Annotated in this window: 18 protein-coding genes; 14 read left to right on the forward strand and 4 right to left on the reverse strand. The window is 53.4% G+C overall.

What is annotated here, in order from left to right; all coding sequences use genetic code 11:
• Window positions 1-48: 48 nt before the first annotated feature.
• Both yjdI and FHD02_RS02170 read left to right on the forward strand, forming a co-directional pair.
• Window positions 49-279 carry a 4Fe-4S mono-cluster protein YjdI gene (gene yjdI, locus FHD02_RS02165; protein WP_032940569.1) on the forward strand — a complete coding sequence of 77 codons (231 nt, stop codon included), beginning with the start codon at window positions 49-51 and terminating at the stop codon, window positions 277-279.
• An 11-nt stretch (window positions 280-290) separates the two neighbouring features.
• Window positions 291-563 (forward strand): GNAT family N-acetyltransferase, encoded by a 273-nt coding sequence (locus tag FHD02_RS02170; RefSeq protein ID WP_220393526.1) that lies wholly within the window; start codon window positions 291-293, stop codon window positions 561-563.
• Window positions 564-598: 35 nt separating this feature from the next.
• On the opposite strand, the gene FHD02_RS02175 is transcribed toward FHD02_RS02170, so the two are convergent.
• Window positions 599-1528: a LysR substrate-binding domain-containing protein gene (locus FHD02_RS02175; RefSeq protein ID WP_032940477.1), complete on the reverse strand. Its 930-nt coding sequence runs from the start codon at window positions 1526-1528 to the stop codon at window positions 599-601.
• A gap of 391 nt (window positions 1529-1919) precedes the next feature.
• Between FHD02_RS02175 and FHD02_RS02180 the strand changes: the two genes are divergently transcribed.
• The 7 genes from FHD02_RS02180 to FHD02_RS02210 all read left to right on the forward strand — a co-directional run bounded on the left by FHD02_RS02180 (window position 1920) and on the right by FHD02_RS02210 (window position 10401).
• Window positions 1920-2525 (forward strand): ankyrin repeat domain-containing protein, encoded by a 606-nt coding sequence (locus FHD02_RS02180; RefSeq protein WP_042310828.1) that lies wholly within the window; start codon window positions 1920-1922, stop codon window positions 2523-2525.
• A gap of 126 nt (window positions 2526-2651) precedes the next feature.
• The gene (locus FHD02_RS02185; protein ID WP_220393576.1) at window positions 2652-3440 is read left to right on the forward strand and encodes a DUF2877 domain-containing protein; all 789 of its coding nucleotides are present in this window, start codon (window positions 2652-2654) and stop codon (window positions 3438-3440) included.
• Window positions 3418-4965 carry an acyl-CoA synthetase FdrA gene (gene fdrA / locus FHD02_RS02190; protein ID WP_220393527.1) on the forward strand — a complete coding sequence of 516 codons (1548 nt, stop codon included), beginning with the start codon at window positions 3418-3420 and terminating at the stop codon, window positions 4963-4965. The genes FHD02_RS02185 and fdrA overlap by 23 nt, the downstream gene beginning before the upstream one ends.
• Window positions 4965-6380 (forward strand): DUF1116 domain-containing protein, encoded by a 1416-nt coding sequence (locus FHD02_RS02195; protein WP_038633386.1) that lies wholly within the window; start codon window positions 4965-4967, stop codon window positions 6378-6380. Before fdrA ends, FHD02_RS02195 begins: the two co-directional genes overlap by 1 nt.
• A gap of 98 nt (window positions 6381-6478) precedes the next feature.
• The gene (locus FHD02_RS02200; protein WP_038633383.1) at window positions 6479-8029 is read left to right on the forward strand and encodes a hypothetical protein; all 1551 of its coding nucleotides are present in this window, start codon (window positions 6479-6481) and stop codon (window positions 8027-8029) included.
• A 26-nt stretch (window positions 8030-8055) separates the two neighbouring features.
• Window positions 8056-9006, forward strand: a complete 951-nt coding sequence (locus FHD02_RS02205; RefSeq protein ID WP_137361283.1) for a carbamate kinase family protein — start codon at window positions 8056-8058, stop codon at window positions 9004-9006.
• Between the two features lie 12 nt (window positions 9007-9018).
• On the forward strand, window positions 9019-10401 hold the full coding sequence (locus tag FHD02_RS02210) for an amidohydrolase family protein (RefSeq protein WP_137361282.1): 1383 nt from the start codon (window positions 9019-9021) through the stop codon (window positions 10399-10401).
• A 45-nt stretch (window positions 10402-10446) separates the two neighbouring features.
• Here the strand turns inward: FHD02_RS02210 and FHD02_RS02215 are convergent, their stop codons facing one another.
• Window positions 10447-11328, reverse strand: a complete 882-nt coding sequence (locus FHD02_RS02215) for a nickel/cobalt efflux protein RcnA (RefSeq protein ID WP_137361281.1) — start codon at window positions 11326-11328, stop codon at window positions 10447-10449.
• Window positions 11329-11448: 120 nt separating this feature from the next.
• Between FHD02_RS02215 and rcnR the strand changes: the two genes are divergently transcribed.
• Window positions 11449-11721, forward strand: a complete 273-nt coding sequence (gene rcnR / locus FHD02_RS02220; RefSeq protein WP_003825567.1) for a Ni(II)/Co(II)-binding transcriptional repressor RcnR — start codon at window positions 11449-11451, stop codon at window positions 11719-11721.
• 51 nt (window positions 11722-11772) lie between these two features.
• Here the strand turns inward: rcnR and FHD02_RS02225 are convergent, their stop codons facing one another.
• Window positions 11773-13002, reverse strand: a complete 1230-nt coding sequence (locus tag FHD02_RS02225) for an amino acid permease (RefSeq protein ID WP_061382393.1) — start codon at window positions 13000-13002, stop codon at window positions 11773-11775.
• A gap of 142 nt (window positions 13003-13144) precedes the next feature.
• On the reverse strand, window positions 13145-13600 hold the full coding sequence (locus tag FHD02_RS02230) for a multidrug/biocide efflux PACE transporter (RefSeq protein ID WP_061382392.1): 456 nt from the start codon (window positions 13598-13600) through the stop codon (window positions 13145-13147).
• 101 nt (window positions 13601-13701) lie between these two features.
• Here FHD02_RS02230 and FHD02_RS02235 point away from each other — a divergent pair, with 101 nt between their 5' ends.
• From FHD02_RS02235 to kduD, 4 genes are all read left to right on the forward strand, one after another.
• A complete protein-coding gene (locus tag FHD02_RS02235) occupies window positions 13702-14586 on the forward strand; it encodes a LysR family transcriptional regulator (RefSeq protein ID WP_137361280.1) in 885 nt (294 codons plus the stop codon).
• Between the two features lie 102 nt (window positions 14587-14688).
• Window positions 14689-15867 carry an acetyl-CoA C-acetyltransferase gene (locus FHD02_RS02240; RefSeq protein ID WP_032944867.1) on the forward strand — a complete coding sequence of 393 codons (1179 nt, stop codon included), beginning with the start codon at window positions 14689-14691 and terminating at the stop codon, window positions 15865-15867.
• Between the two features lie 483 nt (window positions 15868-16350).
• A complete protein-coding gene (kduI, locus tag FHD02_RS02245; protein ID WP_042310807.1) occupies window positions 16351-17187 on the forward strand; it encodes a 5-dehydro-4-deoxy-D-glucuronate isomerase in 837 nt (278 codons plus the stop codon).
• A gap of 58 nt (window positions 17188-17245) precedes the next feature.
• Window positions 17246-18007 carry a 2-dehydro-3-deoxy-D-gluconate 5-dehydrogenase KduD gene (gene kduD, locus FHD02_RS02250; RefSeq protein ID WP_220393528.1) on the forward strand — a complete coding sequence of 254 codons (762 nt, stop codon included), beginning with the start codon at window positions 17246-17248 and terminating at the stop codon, window positions 18005-18007.
• Window positions 18008-18025 lie beyond the last annotated feature (18 nt).

An 18025-nucleotide genomic window follows, 5' to 3' on the forward strand; every position in this document is an offset into this window, starting at 1 on the left:
CATCGGTCTATGATTAGACTCAGACAATAAAAAATGCGAGGCAATGTCGTGGAAAAGGAACTACTTGATGCAGGCTACCGGGCCTATACCGGCGAGAAGATTGACGTCTACTTCAATACGGCGATATGTCAGCATTCAGGGAATTGCGTGCGGGGAAGCGCGAAGCTTTTCAATCTGAAACGCAAACCCTGGATAATCCCCGATGAAGTGGATGTCGCGACGGTGATTAAGGTCATCGATACCTGTCCAAGCGGTGCGCTGAAATATCGCCAGAAATAAGTGAGGGAATCATGGAAATTCTTGCAGGCCACAACAAATTTTATGTCAACGATGCCGAAGGCAATCAGGTTGCCGAGATTGTCTTTGTGCCGACGGGCGAGCATCTGAGCATCATTGAACATACCGATGTTGACCCCAGTCTGAAAGGTCAGGGTGTCGGCAAACAACTAGTGGCGAAGGTAGTGGAGAAAATGCGCGCTGAAAACCGCAAAGTTATTCCGCTGTGCCCGTTTGCCAAACATGAATTTGATAAAACCCGCGAGTACGACGATATTCACGCCTGACGTCTGATTTTCGCCGGATAGACTTATCCGGCATATCACTCCCGATGCAGCAAATCCTGATAAATGCCCGTCAGTACCCCTTGCGGGCCAAACTCTTTTTTAATCCACTGGGTTACTCGACCGGTTGCCGAATGCTGGGTCGCCAGCAGCATCCGTGAATCCTGACGTGGGTTGTGGATCTGTCGCGTGACCAGCAGCGACTTTTCCATCGCTTCGCGCACCATATAGTCCGGTAAAAAACCGATGCCTTCGCCCAGAATTTGGCACTGACATTTGGTATTAAAATCGGGAACCAGAATCGACTCCTGACCGTGTAACAGCCACCCGACCTTTTTGTTAATGGTGTGGGCGGTGTCTTCCACCATAATGTTCGGATACAAACGCAGCTGGCTCTCAGAAATCGGTTCAGGCATGAAAGCCAAGGGATGATCCGGGGCAATGGCAAACGACCAGCGAATAGCGCCGATCTCGGTATAATCAATCCCGCCGCCGTCCAGTAACGTATCGGGTGCGCCAATGGCAATATTGGCAAGGTTGTTGATGATCGAATCCCAGACGCCGTTATACACCTCGGTGGTGACGGTTATCTGGCAGGTAGGGAACTGTTTCTTGAGTACCTGCAGCAGTCGTGCCGTATGCTGTGGGGTGTACAACAACTGGTTAATACAGATGCGCACCCGGGCTTCAATGCCCTGAGCGATGGTATCAATGCTGCGCTTAATCGCGTGGAAATCGTTGAGCAGGTCGGTGGCCTTGCGAAACAGATAGCGGCCAGATTCAGTCAACTCAATGCTACGGGTGCTACGCGTAAACAGCACCACATCAAGCCCCATCTCCATGCGTTTAATGGTATAGCTAATTGCTGATGTGGTTAAGCCTAGCTCCTCCGCAGCTTTGCTGAAGCTGCTGTAGCGGGCAGCCATAGTAAATGCCAGCAGATTTTCCTCGGTAAAAATGGAATTCATCTTTTCTCCCTTCAGGCAACCAACACGCCCCGCCACATAATGATTGTTGAATGTATTTGTAATCCTTATACAGAGCAATCAGTTTTGAACAGAATTTAACACTAGTTTTACATTTGATTTGAAGGTAATCACACTTCTGCATATTAATTGCAGGCCGCTATCCGTGCAGCATACCGCCTGATTTGCCTGACTATTAATTAGTGGCAAAAAACGCCCCAGCCATAAGGGAAAGATTGCACTACAGCACGGTTTCCTCTCATTGTTAAATTTTATTCAATAATTGCCACGCTTACGATGAATGAAATTTAAGCGGATGTTATTCTCTACACTCTGTTGCTATTCTCAGCTTATCGGATATTTAAAAAGTCTAAAAAACTGCAGGAGAGCAATTATGTCAGAGAAAGAACTCATTACTGAATTTCTGCTGGCGGCAGAGCAAGGTAATGCCGATGGATTAAAATCCTGTCTGGCAAAAAATGTGGATATTAATGCCACGAACCGCCAGGGACGTACCGCCATTATTATTGCCAGCCTGAATAAGCATTATGACTGTGTTTCTTTACTGATTGCCGCCGGTGCCGATATTAATAAACAGGACCAAACCTGTTTTAATCCTTTCCTGATTAGCTGCCTGACTGACGATTTAACGCTGCTGCGTACCGTATTGCCTGCTAACCCCGACCTTAACTGCCTGAGTCGTTTTGGCGGCGTAGGCATTACGCCAGCCAGTGAAAAAGGTCACGTGGAGATTGTGCGCGAACTACTGCTGCGTACTGATATCAATGTCAACCATACCAACTTTGTTGGCTGGACGCCGCTTCTGGAAGCCATTGTGCTTAATGACGGCGGCGCGAAACAGCAGGAGATCGTCAAGCTACTACTTGATCATGGCGCGAATCCGCATATGACGGATAAATATGGTAAAACCCCGCTGGAACTGGCGCGGGAGAAAGGTTATCACGAAATTGCCGAGCTGCTGATTGCTGCCGGAGCCTGACAGAGGAGCGCCGCTATCGCTACGCCATCACGGCGATGCGTACAGGCGCTAACCGCAGATAGCGCGTTTCTCGCTTTCCGGGGGACGGGGCAAGTTGAACAGGTTTTTTCCCGCGCGGTGAACCTGTTGATACCTGGCCAGCAGCGACTGTTGACGTTGCTGAGTGAAGGTTGTGATAACGCGCCTAATAGCTGTCGGCTGGCGCTGACGCATTGCGCGGACCTGTTTCTCCCCGGTGAGCAGGTCAGATTTACCGAGTCGGGGATAGCCGTTGGCAAAGATAAATGGATAGAGACCTCTGGTTGCCTGCCGTGGCGCATACCACAGTGGACGCCAGATGCAGTAACCCTCGCCGCAGTCCGCTGGCAGCGCTGGGAAGAGGTAATCCGCCAACAGTTAAGCAGCGACGACACATTATTTTTGTATCAGGGGGACAACCCGTTTTATCAGGAAATCACCCGTCAATTACTCAACCGCCGACAAACACTAATAGCGGCGCTATATACGGGAGTAAATATTTCTACAGCGGCCAGCCATTTAATTGGTCTGGGAATTGGCCTGACGCCATCATCCGATGATTATTTAGTGGGCTTAAGTGCCATTTTATTAATCCCAGGACATCCGCTGGAGAAATATCGTGGAGATTTTTTAGCGGCATTACAATGCGCCGGAAATAATACGACGCTACTTAGCAAAATAACGCTCGAAGAAGCTTTGCATCAACGTTATCGGGAAAGCGTCGTGCGGCTGCTGCAGCATATTATTACTGAGCAACAACCCGTTTCTACGCAATATATTACTGACATTAAAAATATCGGCTCAAGTTCTGGCTGCGACATGCTGTATGGCATGGCGGACGCCTGCGCCCTGAGCCACAGGTCCGGAGGGAATTATGTCGATCAGGATAGTTGTTAAAAAGAACACGTATTTTGATTCCGTTTCACTGATGTCTATCTCCACACGTGCAAATAAGCTCGATGGCGTTGAGCAGGCATTCGTGGCGATGGCCACGGAAATGAACAAGGGTGTGCTGAAGAATCTCGGCCTGCTGACGCCTGAACTGGAAGAGGCGAAAAGTGGCGACCTGATGATTGTCATTAAAGGCGCAAGCGAGGCGGCGAACGACCAGACGCTGGTGGCAATTGAAGATCTGTTTACGCATAAAGAGCAGGGCGGCCAGCATGAAGCGCACTATGCCACGCTTGCTAGTGCCAAGAAGCATGTGCCTGACAGTAACCTGGCGGTGATCTCGGTCAATGGTCTGTTTGCGGCGCGTGAAGCGCGTCAGGCGCTGCAAAATAACCTCAACGTGATGCTGTTCTCTGACAACGTTTCTCTTGAGGATGAACTGGCGCTAAAACAACTGGCGCACGAAAAAGGGCTGTTGATGATGGGGCCAGACTGCGGAACCGCCATTATTAACGGCGCGGCGCTGTGCTTTGGCAACGCGGTACGTCGCGGCAACATTGGGATTGTTGGTGCGTCCGGTACCGGTAGCCAGGAACTGAGCGTACGTATTCACGAGTTTGGCGGCGGAATTTCCCAACTGATTGGCACCGGTGGTCGCGATCTAAGTGAGAAGATTGGCGGCCTGATGATGCTTGATGCGATTGGCATGCTGGAAGCCGATCCGCAAACCGAAATCATTGCGCTTATCTCTAAACCTCCTGCCCCAGCGGTGGCGCGCAAGGTGCTGGAGCGTGCGCGCGCCTGCCAAAAGCCAGTCGTGGTGTGCTTCCTCGGACGCGAAGCCGCGCCTGCGGATGAAAAAGGTCTGCAGTTTGCACGCGGTACCAAAGAAGCAGCGCTGAAAGCGGTGCTGCTGACCGGCGTGAAAAAAGAGAGCCTGGACCTGCATCCGCTCAACTGGCCGCTGATTGAAGAGGTCCGCGCCCGCCTGACCCCGCAGCAAAAGTACATCCGTGGCTTATTCTGCGGCGGCACGTTGTGTGATGAGGCGATGTTTGCCGCCATGGAAAAACACGCGCAGGTTTACAGCAACATTCATCCGGATCCGGCGTTTCGCCTGAAAGATCTCAACCGCAGCGTGGCGCATACCTTCCTTGATTTCGGTGATGACGATTTTACCAACGGTAAACCACACCCGATGATCGATCCCACCAACCGTATTAGTCGTCTGTTGCAGGAGGCGCGCGATCCTGAAGTGGGCGTGATCGTGATGGACTTCGTGCTTGGATTTGGATCGCATGAAGATCCTGTCGGGGTGATGCTGGACGCGATCGTTGAAGCCAAAGCGATCGCCGCCGCAGAGGGGCGTCCGATGGAAATCCTCGGCTATGTGCTGGGAACCGATCTCGATACACCGTCGCTGGAAAAACAGTGCCAGATGCTGACCGACGCCGGGGTTATCTGGGCGAGCAGTAGCACCAACACCGGATTGCTGGCGCGTGAATTTATCTGTAAAGGGGAGGAAGCCTGATGAGCCAGACACTGTTTAACCAGCCGCTGAACGTGATTAATGTCGGCATCGCGATGTTCAGCGATGACCTGAAAAAACAGAATGTGCCCGTGACTCAACTCGACTGGACGCCGCCGGGCCAGGGCAATATGCAGGTCGTGGCCGCGCTGGATGACATTGCTGATTCGCCGCTGGCGGACAAAATCGCGGCCGCTAACCAGCAGGCGTTGGAGCGCATCATCCAGTCGCATCCGGTGCTGATTGGTTACGACCAGGCCATCAACGTAGTGCCAGGGATGACCCGCAACACCATTTTGCACGCCGGGCCACCGATCCGCTGGGAAAAAATGTGCGGCGCGATGAAGGGCGCGGTAACCGGGGCGCTGGTGTTTGAAGGGCTGGCGAAAGATCTGGATGAAGCTGCCGAACTGGCCGCCTCGGGTGAAATCATCTTCTCACCGTGCCACGAGCATGACTGTGTTGGCTCGATGGCGGGGGTGACGTCGGCGTCGATGTTTATGCACATCGTGGAGAACAAAACCTACGGCAACCGCGCATATACCAATATGAGCGAGCAGATGGCGAAGATCCTGCGCATGGGGGCGAACGATCAGAGCGTTATCGATCGACTGAACTGGATGCGCGATGTGATGGGACCGATGCTGCGTGATGCCATGAAGTTGGCGGGTGAAATCGATCTGCGTCTGATGCTGGCGCAGGCGTTGCACATGGGCGATGAGTGCCATAACCGTAACAACGCCGGGACAGCGCTACTGATTCAGGCGCTGACGCCGTGGATTATCCAGACCGGTTATCCGGTTGAGCAGCAGCGCGAGGTATTCGAGTTCGTCCTCAGTAGCGATTACTTCTCCGGGCCGACCTGGATGGCGATGTGTAAAGCCGCGATGGACGCCGCACACGGCATTGAATACAGCACCGTGGTCACGACGATGGCGCGTAACGGCGTCGAGTTCGGTCTGCGCGTCAGCGGGTTGCCGGGGCAATGGTTTACCGGTCCTGCGCAGCAGGTGATTGGTCCAATGTTCGCGGGCTATAAGCCGGAAGATTCCGGGCGTGATATCGGCGATAGCGCGATTACCGAAACCTATGGCATTGGCGGTTTTGCCATGGCGACGGCGCCTGCCATTGTGGCGCTGGTCGGCGGTACGGTCGAGGAGGCGGTCGATTTCTCTCGCCAGATGCGCGAAATCACCCTCGGTGAAAACCCCAACGTTACCATTCCGCTGCTCGGTTTTATGGGGGTACCGACCGCTATCGACATTACGCGCGTGGGCAGCACCGGCATTTTGCCAGTGATCAACACCGCCATTGCGCACAAAGATGCGGGGATCGGCATGATCGGTGCCGGAATCGTTCACCCGCCGTTCGCCTGTTTTGAAAAGGCGATCCTCAACTGGCGTGACCGCTACTGCTAATAACAACAACCGGGGCTAACGGCGTTAAACGTTGCTTACCTGCAGGGCTGGGCGATCTCCGCGATCGCAAACGATGCTTAACCTGTTAAGGATATTCCATGAACAGCATAAAACTAGAATGGAAACGTGGTGACTGGGCGGCTTACTTCGGGCTGATGACCAACAACCTGACGAACCTGCTGACAATGATGGGGCTGCTCATTTTTGTCGTCGGGATCCCTACCGAAATTGTCTATGGTCGCATTGCGCCTGCCTTTGGTCTGGCGGTGCTGGTGGCCAGCGTCTGCTACGCCTGGTTTGGCCTGCAAATGGCAAAACACACCGGACGTAATGACGTAACGGCGCTGCCGTCCGGTCCCAGCGCACCGTCGATCTTTACCGTGACCTTCCTGGTGCTGATGCCGGTTTATCAGCAAACAAAAGATGCCAACTTCGCCATCCAGATAGCGCTGGTGTGGTGCTTTGTGGAAGCATTAATCCTGGTGGGCGGCTCCTTCCTTGGCGAGACCATCCGCAAGATGATCCCACGAACGGTACTGCTCTCTTGTTTATCCGGCCTGGGCCTGCTGTTGTTGGCGATGAACCCAATGCTGCAGGCATTTGAAGCGCCAACCGTTTCTTTCATCGTCCTGCTGCTGATCTTTATTAACTGGTTCGGTAAGAAGCCAATTTTTGCCCGCATTCCTACTGGTTTGCTGTTACTGATTGCCGGTACGGCACTGGCGTGGATCTCGGGTTTGCAAAGCCCGGAAGCGATTAAAGCGTCGATGTCTTCTTTTGGCTTTAACCCGCCGGAAATTCATGTCGACAGCTTCTTGCAAGGGCTGCCGCACGCGCTGCCGTATCTGGCGTCTGCGGTTCCGCTGGGTCTGGCGAACTACATTTTTGACCTCGAAAACATAGAAAGTGCGCATGCCGCGGGCGATGAGTACAACACCCGTAAAGTCATGATGGCGAACGGTTTTGCTTCCATGCTCGGCTGCATGCTGGGCAACCCGTTCCCGGTGACTGTGTATGTCGGCCATGCGGGCTGGAAAGCGATGGGCGCCAGCATCGGCTATACCCTCGCTTCGGGGATCACTATGTTCCTGGTGCCGCTGTTTGGTCTGGGCGCGTTTATGCTCGCCATTATTCCGATGACCGCAATCGTGCCGATTTTGGTGTTTATCGGCGTGGTGACCGCCAACCAGGTGGTGCGAGAAACGCCCAAGGTCGAGGTTCCCGTTATCTTCATCTGCCTGTTCCCGTGGATCGCTAACTGGGCGCTAACCATCGTTAATAGCGTGATGGGCGCGGCCGGTACGTCAGCCGGTAAGCTCGGTAGCGACCTGCTGCACAGCAAAGGCGTCTATTACGACGGGCTGGTGCATCTGGGAAGCGGCGCGCCGCTGGCCAGCATGCTGTGGGGCTGTGTCGCCATCTTCGCCATTATGAATAAGCCGTTGCGTGGGGCGATTGCCGCTGCCTTTGGCGCCCTGCTGTCGCTGTTTGGTGTGATCCACTCCCCGGCGGTCGGCTTTGCAGAGGGCAGTTCGATGATGTTTGTGCTGGCCTACCTGATGATGAGCGGCATGTTTGTCCTTAAGCACGTGCTCGACAGTCGTGAAGCGGTGACTGCACCTGAGCAACAACCGACGAAATCCACCTGAATCGTCTGCAAGCGGAAGATAACACTATGAAAGAACTTGTGGTCGTTGCCATTGGCGGCAACAGCATTATCAAAGATAACGCCAGCCAGTCGATTGAGCACCAGGCTGAAGCGGTGAAAGCGGTTGCGGACACGGTGCTGGAAATGTTGGCCTCGGACTACAACATTGTGCTGACTCACGGGAACGGACCGCAGGTGGGACTGGATCTGCGGCGGGCGGAAATCGCACACGAGCGTGAAGGGTTGCCACTCACCCCGCTGGCAAACTGCGTTGCCGATACGCAGGGCGGTATTGGTTATCTGATCCAACAGGCGCTGAATAACCGTCTGGCGCGGCGCGGTGAGCAGAAGGCAGTTACGGTGGTCACGCAGGTGGAGGTCGACAAAAACGATCCGGGCTTCGCGAATCCAACCAAACCTATCGGCGCGTTCTTTAGCGCAGCCCAGCGCGATGAACTACAGCGGGTCAATCCGGGCTGGCGATTTGTGGAGGATTCCGGGCGCGGCTACCGTCGGGTGGTCGCTTCGCCAGAGCCGAAGCGCATCGTCGAAGCCGAGGCGATTAAGGCACTGACCCAGCAAGGCTTTGTGGTGATTGGCGCGGGCGGCGGCGGGATCCCGGTGGTGCGTGGTGAGCAAGGTGATTACCAGAGCGTGGACGCGGTGATTGATAAAGATCTTTCCACCGCGCTGCTGGCCCAGGAGATCCGCGCCGACATTCTGGTGATCACCACCGGTGTTGAGAAAGTGTGTATTCACTTTGGCAAACCTGAGCAGCAGGCGCTGGATACGGTGGATGTCGCCACGATGACCCGCTACATGCAGGAAGGACATTTCCCGCCGGGCAGCATGCTGCCGAAGATCGTTGCCAGTCTGGCGTTCCTGGCGCGCGGAGGTAAGCGGGTAATCATCACCACGCCGGAATGTCTGCCCGCCGCAATCCGCGGTGAAACGGGTACCCACATTGTCCATTCCTGAGAGGAGATGCGAATGAAAGAAAGTAACAGCCGCCGCGAATTTTTAAGCCAGAGCGGAAAAATGGTGACCGCTGCCGCGCTGTTTGGCGCAGTGGCTCCGGTCGCGTATGCTGCTAATCCTGTCGGGAACACCTGCGGGTCGAAGAGCACGATGACGATTAACGATAAACACTATTACCTGGACAACGTTCTGCTGGAAACGGGGTTTGATTACGAAAACGCGGTGGTGGTACATACCCGTACCGCACTGCAAACTGTTGAAATCCAGGACGGGAAAATTGTTGCGCTGCGTGAGAATAAGCAGCATCCGGATGCGACGCTGCCGCACTACGATGCGGGTGGCAAGCTGATGCTGCCCGCCATGCGCGATATGCACATCCACCTGGATAAAACCTTTTATGGTGGTCCGTGGCGCTCACTGAACCGTCCGGCTGGTACCACTATTCAGGATATGATCCGCCTGGAACAAAAGCTGCTGCCTGAACTCCAGCCATACACCCAGGAGCGCGCGGAAAAGCTTATCGATTTGCTGCAATCTAAAGGTACCTCGATTGCCCGTAGCCACTGCAACATAGAACCGGTTTCCGGGCTGAAAAACCTGGAAAACCTGCAGGCGGTGTTGGCGCGTCGCCAGCCGGGTTTTGCCTGTGAAATTGTGGCGTTTCCACAGCATGGCTTGCTGTTATCAAAATCTGAACCGCTGATGCGTGAAGCTATGCAGGCGGGGGCGCATTACGTCGGTGGTCTGGACCCAACCAGCGTCGACGGGGCGATGGAAAAATCCCTCGACACCATGTTCCAGATTGCGCTGGATTACGATAAAGGCGTGGATATTCATCTGCACGAAACCAGCCCGGCGGGCGTGGCGGCGGTGAATTACATGGTGGAAACGGTAGAGAAAACGCCGCAGTTGAAGGGCAAACTGACCATCAGCCACGCTTTCGCGCTGGCAACGCTGAACGAGCAGCAGGTTGACGCGCTGGCGACCCGTATGGCGGCGCAGCAGATTACCATTGCCTCGACGGTGCCGATTGGCACATTGCATATGCCGCTCAAACAGCTGCGTGACAAAGGCGTGGAGGTGATTACCGGGACCGACAGCGTGATTGACCACTGGTCGCCGTACGGGCTGGGAGACATGCTGGAGAAGGCGAATCTGTACGCGCAGCTCTATATTCGCCCCAACGAGCTTAACCTGTCGCGCGCGCTGTTTCTTGCCACCGGCGATGTGCTGCCGCTAAACGATAAAGGTGAACGCGTGTGGCCGAAAGCGAAGGATGAAGCCAGCTTTGTGCTGGTGGATGCCTCCTGTTCGGCGGAAGCGGTTGCCCGCATCTCCCCTCGCACCGCGACCTTCCATAAAGGGCAACTGGTGTGGGGGAATGTCGCCAGCTAATCTGGATTTACGCGCAGCGGCAATCGCTGCTGCGCGCTCCGCTCGTTAACCGACGATCCCCATATAGCCGTGAATCCCCATATATAAGCCGACCATGGCGATGAGCGCGCTGGAAAAATAGGGCGCTTTGCGTGCCAGCGTATTAAATCCACTCCAGCGTTTGGCCGCCTGCTGTACGCTGATTGCTGCACCCACTCCCACCGTCACCAACGTCAACGCCAGTCCGAGGCTGAAGCACAGCACCATAGTCGCGCCCAGCGTGAAGGCTTTGAGCTGGATGCAAATCAGCAGCACCGTAATGGCGGCAGGGCAGGGGATTAACCCGCCGGTCAGACCAAACAGTAATATTTGGCCGTTAGTGACCTCTTTACCGGCAAAGCGGCGCTGAATGTCGGTGGCATGCGCCCGTTCGTGGGCATCCTGATACTCTTTTGAACCCTCGCTCAGCCCTGCCAGCGCGGCATGGTCATGATCGTGGTGATGGTGGTGGTGCTCGCCGTCGTGATCGTGATGATGATCGTGGTGGTGATGATCATGATGTTGGTGTTCGTGGCCATGATCGTGATGCGTCTGGGCCAGCCAGCTCTGCTCTCCCTGCCGGGTTCGCCAGAACATCCAGAATGCGGTGCCGAGAATGATAATCGCCGAGACAAACTGCAGCCATGGCTCAACGGCCTGGGCGGTAAACGCTTTGCTGATATACATCCCGCCGAGCGCGATCAACCACACCACTGCGGTATGCGACAGCGTTGCCGCCAACCCCAGCATCACTGCCTGTTTGATGGTGCCTTTAATGGCAATAATAAAAGCCGCCATCATCGTTTTCGAATGCCCCGGTTCCAGACCGTGTAACACACCCAATAAAATCGCGCTGGGAATGAAAAACCAGGCGTTGCCTTGCTGAAGAAGCGTAGAAAACTCACCCATGAGAATGATTCTTAGTTGTTTAATTTCGCCCGATTCTACTCCCCCCCAGTATTAAATACTACCCCCCAGTAGAATGTCGATGGTATTGTCGCTACAGCCAGACGTTAAATAGGTAAAGTTATGTCACATACGATCCGCGACAAACAAAAGCTGAAAGCCCGAACCAGCAAGATTCAGGGGCAGGTAGCGGCGTTGAAAACCATGCTGGATGAACCGCATGAATGCGCGGCGGTATTGCAGCAAATAGCGGCGATCCGCGGTGCGGTAAACGGGTTAATGCGTGAGGTGATTAAAGGTCATCTGACCGAGCACATCGTGCATCAGGGCGATGAAATAAAGCGCGAAGAAGATTTGGACGTGGTGTTGAAGGTACTGGATTCGTACATCAAATAAGTCAGTTTAACGGCTCATCCACATACAGGAATGAGCCGTTAACTACACGTTCTAGCCAAAAAACATCACAGATACACACAGCAGACCGACAATCAGGGTGATTAAATTACCCACTGAACGGTACGGCTTCAGCGCCGGTATCAGATAAGTGGAGAGAGTCGGCATGATAAACAAAATCATGGCAATCAATGGCCCGCTAATGGCGTAAATCATTGAAATCGCATTAGGATTAATGCAGCAGATGATAAACGTAATGGCCGACACTAACATGATGGACAGGGCGCGGTTAAAGGCCCGGCTTTTCTTCACGCCCACCTGATGCAGCGACGTTTTTACCACTTCCGTTGCCCCTTCAATCACGCCAAAGTAGGTGCCGAGGAACGATTTTGACATCGCCACGACGGCGACGATAATCCCGGAAATTGACAGCCATGCCGGTGCGTTTGGCATCATCGATAACGCTGACAGAATGGTCACGCCTTCATTTTTCGCGTCTTCGATATAGTTTGTCGGAATCGAAAGCAAACAGCTGAAGACGAAAAACAGTACGCTCAGGCAGATGATGATGTAGGCGACCTTCATGATTTTTTTGCATTTACCCATGGCCTGCTCGCCATATTTCTCACGTCGGTCAATAGCGAACGTAGAGATAATTGGCGTATGGCTAAAAGCGAAAACCATCACGGGAATAGAGATCCAAACCTGATGAAGCGTGTGCTGATCGAAAGACATCTGGCCGGTGAGTAGCGTTGGCTGCCAGCTTCCGGTCAGGTAAAGCGAAAGGAACAAAAAGTAAGCAATCAGTGGGAATACCAGAAAGCCCATAACCCGAATGGTGGCTTGTCGGCCCATCAGAAAAATCAGGTTCAGCACCAGCACCACACCGAGACTGACCAGCATACGAACACGCAAATCGATAGTGATATGTTTTGCCAACTGTTCAGTGAGTGAATTGGTTATCGCCACGGCGTAGATCAGCACGACCACAAAGAAGGCAATAAAATAGAGGGTGGTGATCAGGTTGCCAATCTTCTTGCCGTAGTAATGGGTGACTGCACCGGTGATGCCTTCGCCAGCAGACGTTTTTGACGACAGGATAAACTGGCACAGCGCCTTGTGTGGCCAGTAGGTTAAAGGCCAGGCCACGAGGGCGGTGATAAACAGCACTACCGCGCCTGCTGAACCCAGCTGTATGGGGAGGAAGAGGGTTCCTGCACCGACGGCAGTCCCATATAGTGCGAAGCTCCAGAGAGTCTCTTCTTTTGACCAAATTTTCGACATTATTTGAACGTATCAACTATAAAATAAACAAAAAGAAGCGCAATTTACCACAAATGAGAGGGGCTGGGGGAAGTGTGAACAAGTGGGCTGGTGAATGGATAAATAGTCGGAATCAAGATAATTCCGACTATTTATTGAATTATCAGGCAGTAACACGCTGCTGGCGGCGCTTCATAACGCGCTCGCGTAATGTGTCATACGCCCAGTTATAGAGCATGGTGTACGGCAGGAAGAACAGGAAGAAACCTATTTCCAACGTGAATGCCTGAAGCAGGCTGACGTTCAGCACATAGGCCACGATGCTCACCCCGATCACAATAAACCCGCTCTCGAAGCCTAAGGCGTGAAAGGCGCGAACTTTCGCCGTACGTTTTACCCGATGCGACGGCCATAAGCGGTCAAACAGGGCGTTATAAATGATATTCCAGATCATCGCCGTGGTAGCCAGAATAATTGTCAGCCCGCCCATTTCCAGCACCGAGCGCTGCATCAGCCACGCGGTGGTTGGCGCAAGGATTGCGGTGGCAATGCCTTCAAAACAAACGGCGTGAAAAATACGCTCCACTAGTGAGCGGCGCTGGACTGTATCGTGTTGCATAACCTAAAACCTTCTTTGATGCCCGGATAACGGAATGGTGGCAATTTTATCGTTTTATGTGATATCTAAAAGATAGTATCCATCGATAAAGTAGATAGTTCATGCGTTACTCTCCTGAAGCATTAACGGCATTTGTAGAGACCGTTTCCTGCGGCTCATTTTCTGCCGCGGCCCGACGACTGCGTAAAAGCCAGTCCACCATCAGTACGGCTATTGCGCATCTGGAAGCCGATCTTGGTTTTGCGCTGTTTGACCGATCGTCCCGTCAGCCAACGCTGACCGAAGAAGGTAAGCGGGTGCTGGGATATGTGCAGGCAATTTTGACGGCCAGCGAACGTCTCGATGAGGCGGCTATCTCGCTGTCGGGTGAAACGGAAGCGCGCCTGACCTTCGTACTTTCGGACACGCTGCACCCGGATGTGCTGGAAGAATTAATGGTGCAGTTTGACCGCAAGTTTCCGCATACCGAGTTTGAATGTCTGATTGGTGAAGATGAAGACGTGATCGATCTGCTGCAAAAAGGGCGCGCGCAGGTCGGGTTGATTGAGGCAAGAGAGGATTATCCGACCGACATGGGCGTGACGCGGCTGCCGATGCAAACCTGGATGGGGTTATACGTTGCGGCCTCACATCCGCTGGCGAGTCAGGAAAAACTACAATGGGAACAACTCCACACCTGGCGTGAACTGCGTTTGAATACCTATCTGGAAAGCGGCAGTAACGTGGCACGTGGCCCCGTCTGGTCGGCGCCTAACTATTTGCTGTTATTGAGTATGGCGGTTCAGGGATTCGGTTGGTGCGCGCTCCCTTGTGCGCTGGTGGAGGAGTTTGCAGCGGAAAAACCGCTGGTTCAACTACAGGTGCCCGGTTGGCCAAAGGCTATCTCTATCGATCTGTTGTGGAATAAGAAATCACCGCCTGGCGTGGCGGGAAGTTGGCTGCGCGACCATTTACAGCAGAGTGGCGTTCAGATGACCAATAAATGATACGAATTTCCTTTGTGATAAAAATCACCATTTTTAAACAACTTTGATAACTACTTTTAACAATCATCTACTATTGCGGTGTTATTTTGCGCTGAGGTAGTGATGAAAGAGGTTGTGATAGTCGGGGCGTTAAGAACACCGATCGGCTGCTTCCAGGGGACGCTGGCGCGCCACTCTGCCGTTGAGTTAGGCAGTATGGTGGTCAAGGCGTTGCTGGAACGCACGGGTGTAGATGTTCACGCCGTGGATGAAGTGATCCTCGGGCAGGTGCTTACCGCAGGTGCCGGGCAGAACCCAGCCCGTCAGTCCGCCATCAATGGTGGACTGCCTAATACCGTTTCCGCCATCACCATTAACGATGTTTGCGGTTCGGGGCTGAAAGCACTGCATCTGGCGACCCAGGCTATCCAGTGCGGTGAAGCCGACATTGTGATTGCCGGTGGGCAGGAGAATATGAGCCGTGCACCGCATGTTCTGACCGATAGTCGCACCGGCGCGCAGTTAGGCAATAGTCAACTGGTCGACAGCCTGGTGCATGACGGTCTGTGGGATGCTTTCAACGATTATCATATGGGCGTCACTGCGGAAAACCTGGCGCGGGAATATGGCATTAGCCGTGAATTACAGGATGCCTACGCGCTGCATTCGCAGCACAAGGCGCGGATGGCCATCGACGCCGGACGCTTTAAAGATGAAATCGTGCCGGTGGTGACCCAGCGTAACGGGCAATCATTCGTGGTGGATACCGACGAACAACCGCGCACCGATGCCAGCGCAGAAGGGCTGGCGCGTCTGGATCCTACCTTCGACCGGCTCGGGTCGGTCACTGCGGGGAACGCCTCATCCATCAACGATGGCGCCGCCGCGGTGATGATGATGAGCGAAGCCAAGGCGCAGGAGCTGAATTTACCGGTGCTGGCCCGCATTCGCGCGTTCGCCAGCGTTGGGGTCGATCCCGCGCTCATGGGGATTGCGCCGGTGTATGCTACACGTCGCTGCCTTGAGCGTGTGGGCTGGCAACTGGCTGATGTTGATCTGATCGAAGCCAACGAAGCGTTCGCTGCGCAGGCATTGTCCGTTGGGAAAATGCTGGAGTGGGATGAACGACGGGTAAATGTGAACGGCGGCGCTATCGCGCTCGGCCATCCGATTGGCGCATCGGGGTGTCGTATTCTGGTATCGCTGGTGCATGAAATGGTGAAACGTCGGGCGCACAAGGGGCTGGCAACGTTGTGTATCGGCGGTGGTCAAGGGGTGGCGCTCGCTATCGAACGAGATTAACGCTCTTAGATTTCCCTTCTTAAACGCTTTTTTGTGTGTTACCCCTGTATCTCTAAAAAAGCCCTCCAACAGGAGGGCAAGGCCAGTTACAGAAACATACACTCTAAACTCTGCCAACATATCAAAACGATGTTTTATTTCATGTGATTGACTGCGCACTTTGTTAGCAAAGGTGTGCGAACATCGTCTGTGCCCGGCTGTATTTTCAATGTTTTATCCCTGCCACGAATGAGTTACTTCTTTGTGTTTTTATCCATCCTATTGTTTTAAATGATTTTATTCTAAATTTCCCCCCTCGATTATTATGCCCGAGCGTGATCGCAATTACACTTTTGATAATAAGATGCGGAAAAAGTGAAACAACGTTTCAGTTGTAATTGAAAACCCTATCCGGGAGGGATATCATGAGCGCATTAGATAAAACGGAACAGCGTTTTGCTATTCGTTAAAGCATTCACGGTCAATTTATCACTGGAGGTAAATGTGGACGTAAGACAAAGCATCCATAGTGCGCATGCGAAAACCCTCGACACTCAGGGGCTGCGTAATGAGTTTTTGGTCGAAGAAGTATTTGTCGCAGATGAATACACCATGGTTTACAGCCACATCGACCGTATTATTGTTGGCGGCATTATGCCTGTGGCCAAAACCGTCTCTGTGGGTGGCGAAGTTGGTAAACAACTGGGCGTAACCTATTTTCTCGAACGCCGTGAGCTGGGTGTGATTAATATCGGCGGTCCGGGCACGATTACCGTTGACGGTCAGTGCTATGAAATTGGTCACCGTGATGCGCTGTACGTCGGCAAAGGGGCAAAAGAAGTGGTGTTTGCCAGCGTTGATACGGCGAAACCGGCGAAGTTTTACTATAACTGCGCGCCAGCCCACACGACTTATCCAACCAAAAAAGTTACGCCAGCAGACGTTGCGCCAGTGACGCTGGGCGACAACCTCACCAGTAACCGTCGTACCATCAACAAATATTTTGTGCCGGATGTGCTGGAAACCTGCCAGTTGAGTATGGGTCTGACTGAACTGGCGCCGGGCAACCTGTGGAACACCATGCCGTGCCATACCCATGAACGTCGTATGGAAGTCTACTTCTACTTCAACATGGAAGAAGATACCTGCGTCTTCCACATGATGGGACAGCCTCAGGAAACGCGTCATATTGTGATGCACAACGAGCAGGCGGTGATTTCCCCGAGCTGGTCTATTCACTCGGGCGTTGGCACAAAAGCTTATACGTTCATTTGGGGCATGGTTGGTGAAAACCAGGTCTTTGATGATATGGACCATGTCGCCGTCAAAGATCTGCGCTAGTTGCGGGCGACAGCCGTGCCTGCCTGCGGCAGGCATTATAAAAAATTAAGGATTTACAATGATTTTGAATGCATTCTCTCTTGAAGGTAAAGTCGCCGTTGTGACCGGTTGCGACACTGGCCTGGGTCAGGGTATGGCGCTGGGTCTGGCGGAAGCGGGTTGCGATATTGTCGGTATCAACATTGTTGAACCGACGGAAACCATCGAACGCGTGACCGCACTGGGTCGCCGTTTTTTAAGTCTGACCGCCGACCTGCGCCAAATTGATGGTATTCCAGCGCTGCTGGAGCGCGCAGTGGCAGAATTCGGCCATATCGATATTCTGGTCAACAATGCGGGCCTTATCCGTCGTGACGATGCGATCGACTTCAGCGAAAAAGACTGGGATGACGTGATGAACCTGAACATTAAGAGCGTATTCTTTATGTCTCAGGCTGCGGCGAAGCACTTTATCGCTCAGGGTAACGGCGGCAAAATTATCAATATCGCCTCTATGCTCTCTTTCCAGGGCGGTATCCGCGTTCCGTCTTACACCGCGTCTAAAAGCGGCGTAATGGGCATCACCCGTCTGATGGCGAACGAGTGGGCAAAACATAACATCAACGTCAACGCGATTGCGCCGGGTTATATGGCGACCAACAACACTCAGCAGCTGCGTGCTGATGAGCAGCGTAGCGCAGAAATCCTCGATCGTATTCCGGCAGGACGTTGGGGACTGCCAAGCGACCTGATGGGGCCTGTCGTGTTCCTGGCGTCCAGCGCGTCTGACTATATTAACGGCTATACCGTTGCGGTAGACGGCGGCTGGCTGGCACGTTAATACATTTTTTGAATAACA

This window comes from Citrobacter sp. EC_71 (genome assembly GCF_019584005.1).
Taxonomy (GTDB): Bacteria; Pseudomonadota; Gammaproteobacteria; order Enterobacterales; family Enterobacteriaceae; genus Citrobacter; species Citrobacter werkmanii.

Coding starts and splice junctions, on each gene's coding strand:
- FHD02_RS02170 (WP_220393526.1), top strand. CDS start 291: ATGGAAATTCTTGCAGGCCACAACAAATTTTATGTCAACGATGCCGAA.
- FHD02_RS02175 (WP_032940477.1), bottom strand. CDS start 1,528: ATGAATTCCATTTTTACCGAGGAAAATCTGCTGGCATTTACTATGGCT.
- FHD02_RS02180 (WP_042310828.1), top strand. CDS start 1,920: ATGTCAGAGAAAGAACTCATTACTGAATTTCTGCTGGCGGCAGAGCAA.
- fdrA (WP_220393527.1), top strand. CDS start 3,418: ATGTCGATCAGGATAGTTGTTAAAAAGAACACGTATTTTGATTCCGTT.
- FHD02_RS02195 (WP_038633386.1), top strand. CDS start 4,965: ATGAGCCAGACACTGTTTAACCAGCCGCTGAACGTGATTAATGTCGGC.
- FHD02_RS02200 (WP_038633383.1), top strand. CDS start 6,479: ATGAACAGCATAAAACTAGAATGGAAACGTGGTGACTGGGCGGCTTAC.
- FHD02_RS02205 (WP_137361283.1), top strand. CDS start 8,056: ATGAAAGAACTTGTGGTCGTTGCCATTGGCGGCAACAGCATTATCAAA.
- FHD02_RS02210 (WP_137361282.1), top strand. CDS start 9,019: ATGAAAGAAAGTAACAGCCGCCGCGAATTTTTAAGCCAGAGCGGAAAA.
- FHD02_RS02215 (WP_137361281.1), bottom strand. CDS start 11,328: ATGGGTGAGTTTTCTACGCTTCTTCAGCAAGGCAACGCCTGGTTTTTC.
- rcnR (WP_003825567.1), top strand. CDS start 11,449: ATGTCACATACGATCCGCGACAAACAAAAGCTGAAAGCCCGAACCAGC.
- FHD02_RS02225 (WP_061382393.1), bottom strand. CDS start 13,002: ATGTCGAAAATTTGGTCAAAAGAAGAGACTCTCTGGAGCTTCGCACTA.
- FHD02_RS02230 (WP_061382392.1), bottom strand. CDS start 13,600: ATGCAACACGATACAGTCCAGCGCCGCTCACTAGTGGAGCGTATTTTT.
- FHD02_RS02235 (WP_137361280.1), top strand. CDS start 13,702: ATGCGTTACTCTCCTGAAGCATTAACGGCATTTGTAGAGACCGTTTCC.
- FHD02_RS02240 (WP_032944867.1), top strand. CDS start 14,689: ATGAAAGAGGTTGTGATAGTCGGGGCGTTAAGAACACCGATCGGCTGC.
- kduD (WP_220393528.1), top strand. CDS start 17,246: ATGATTTTGAATGCATTCTCTCTTGAAGGTAAAGTCGCCGTTGTGACC.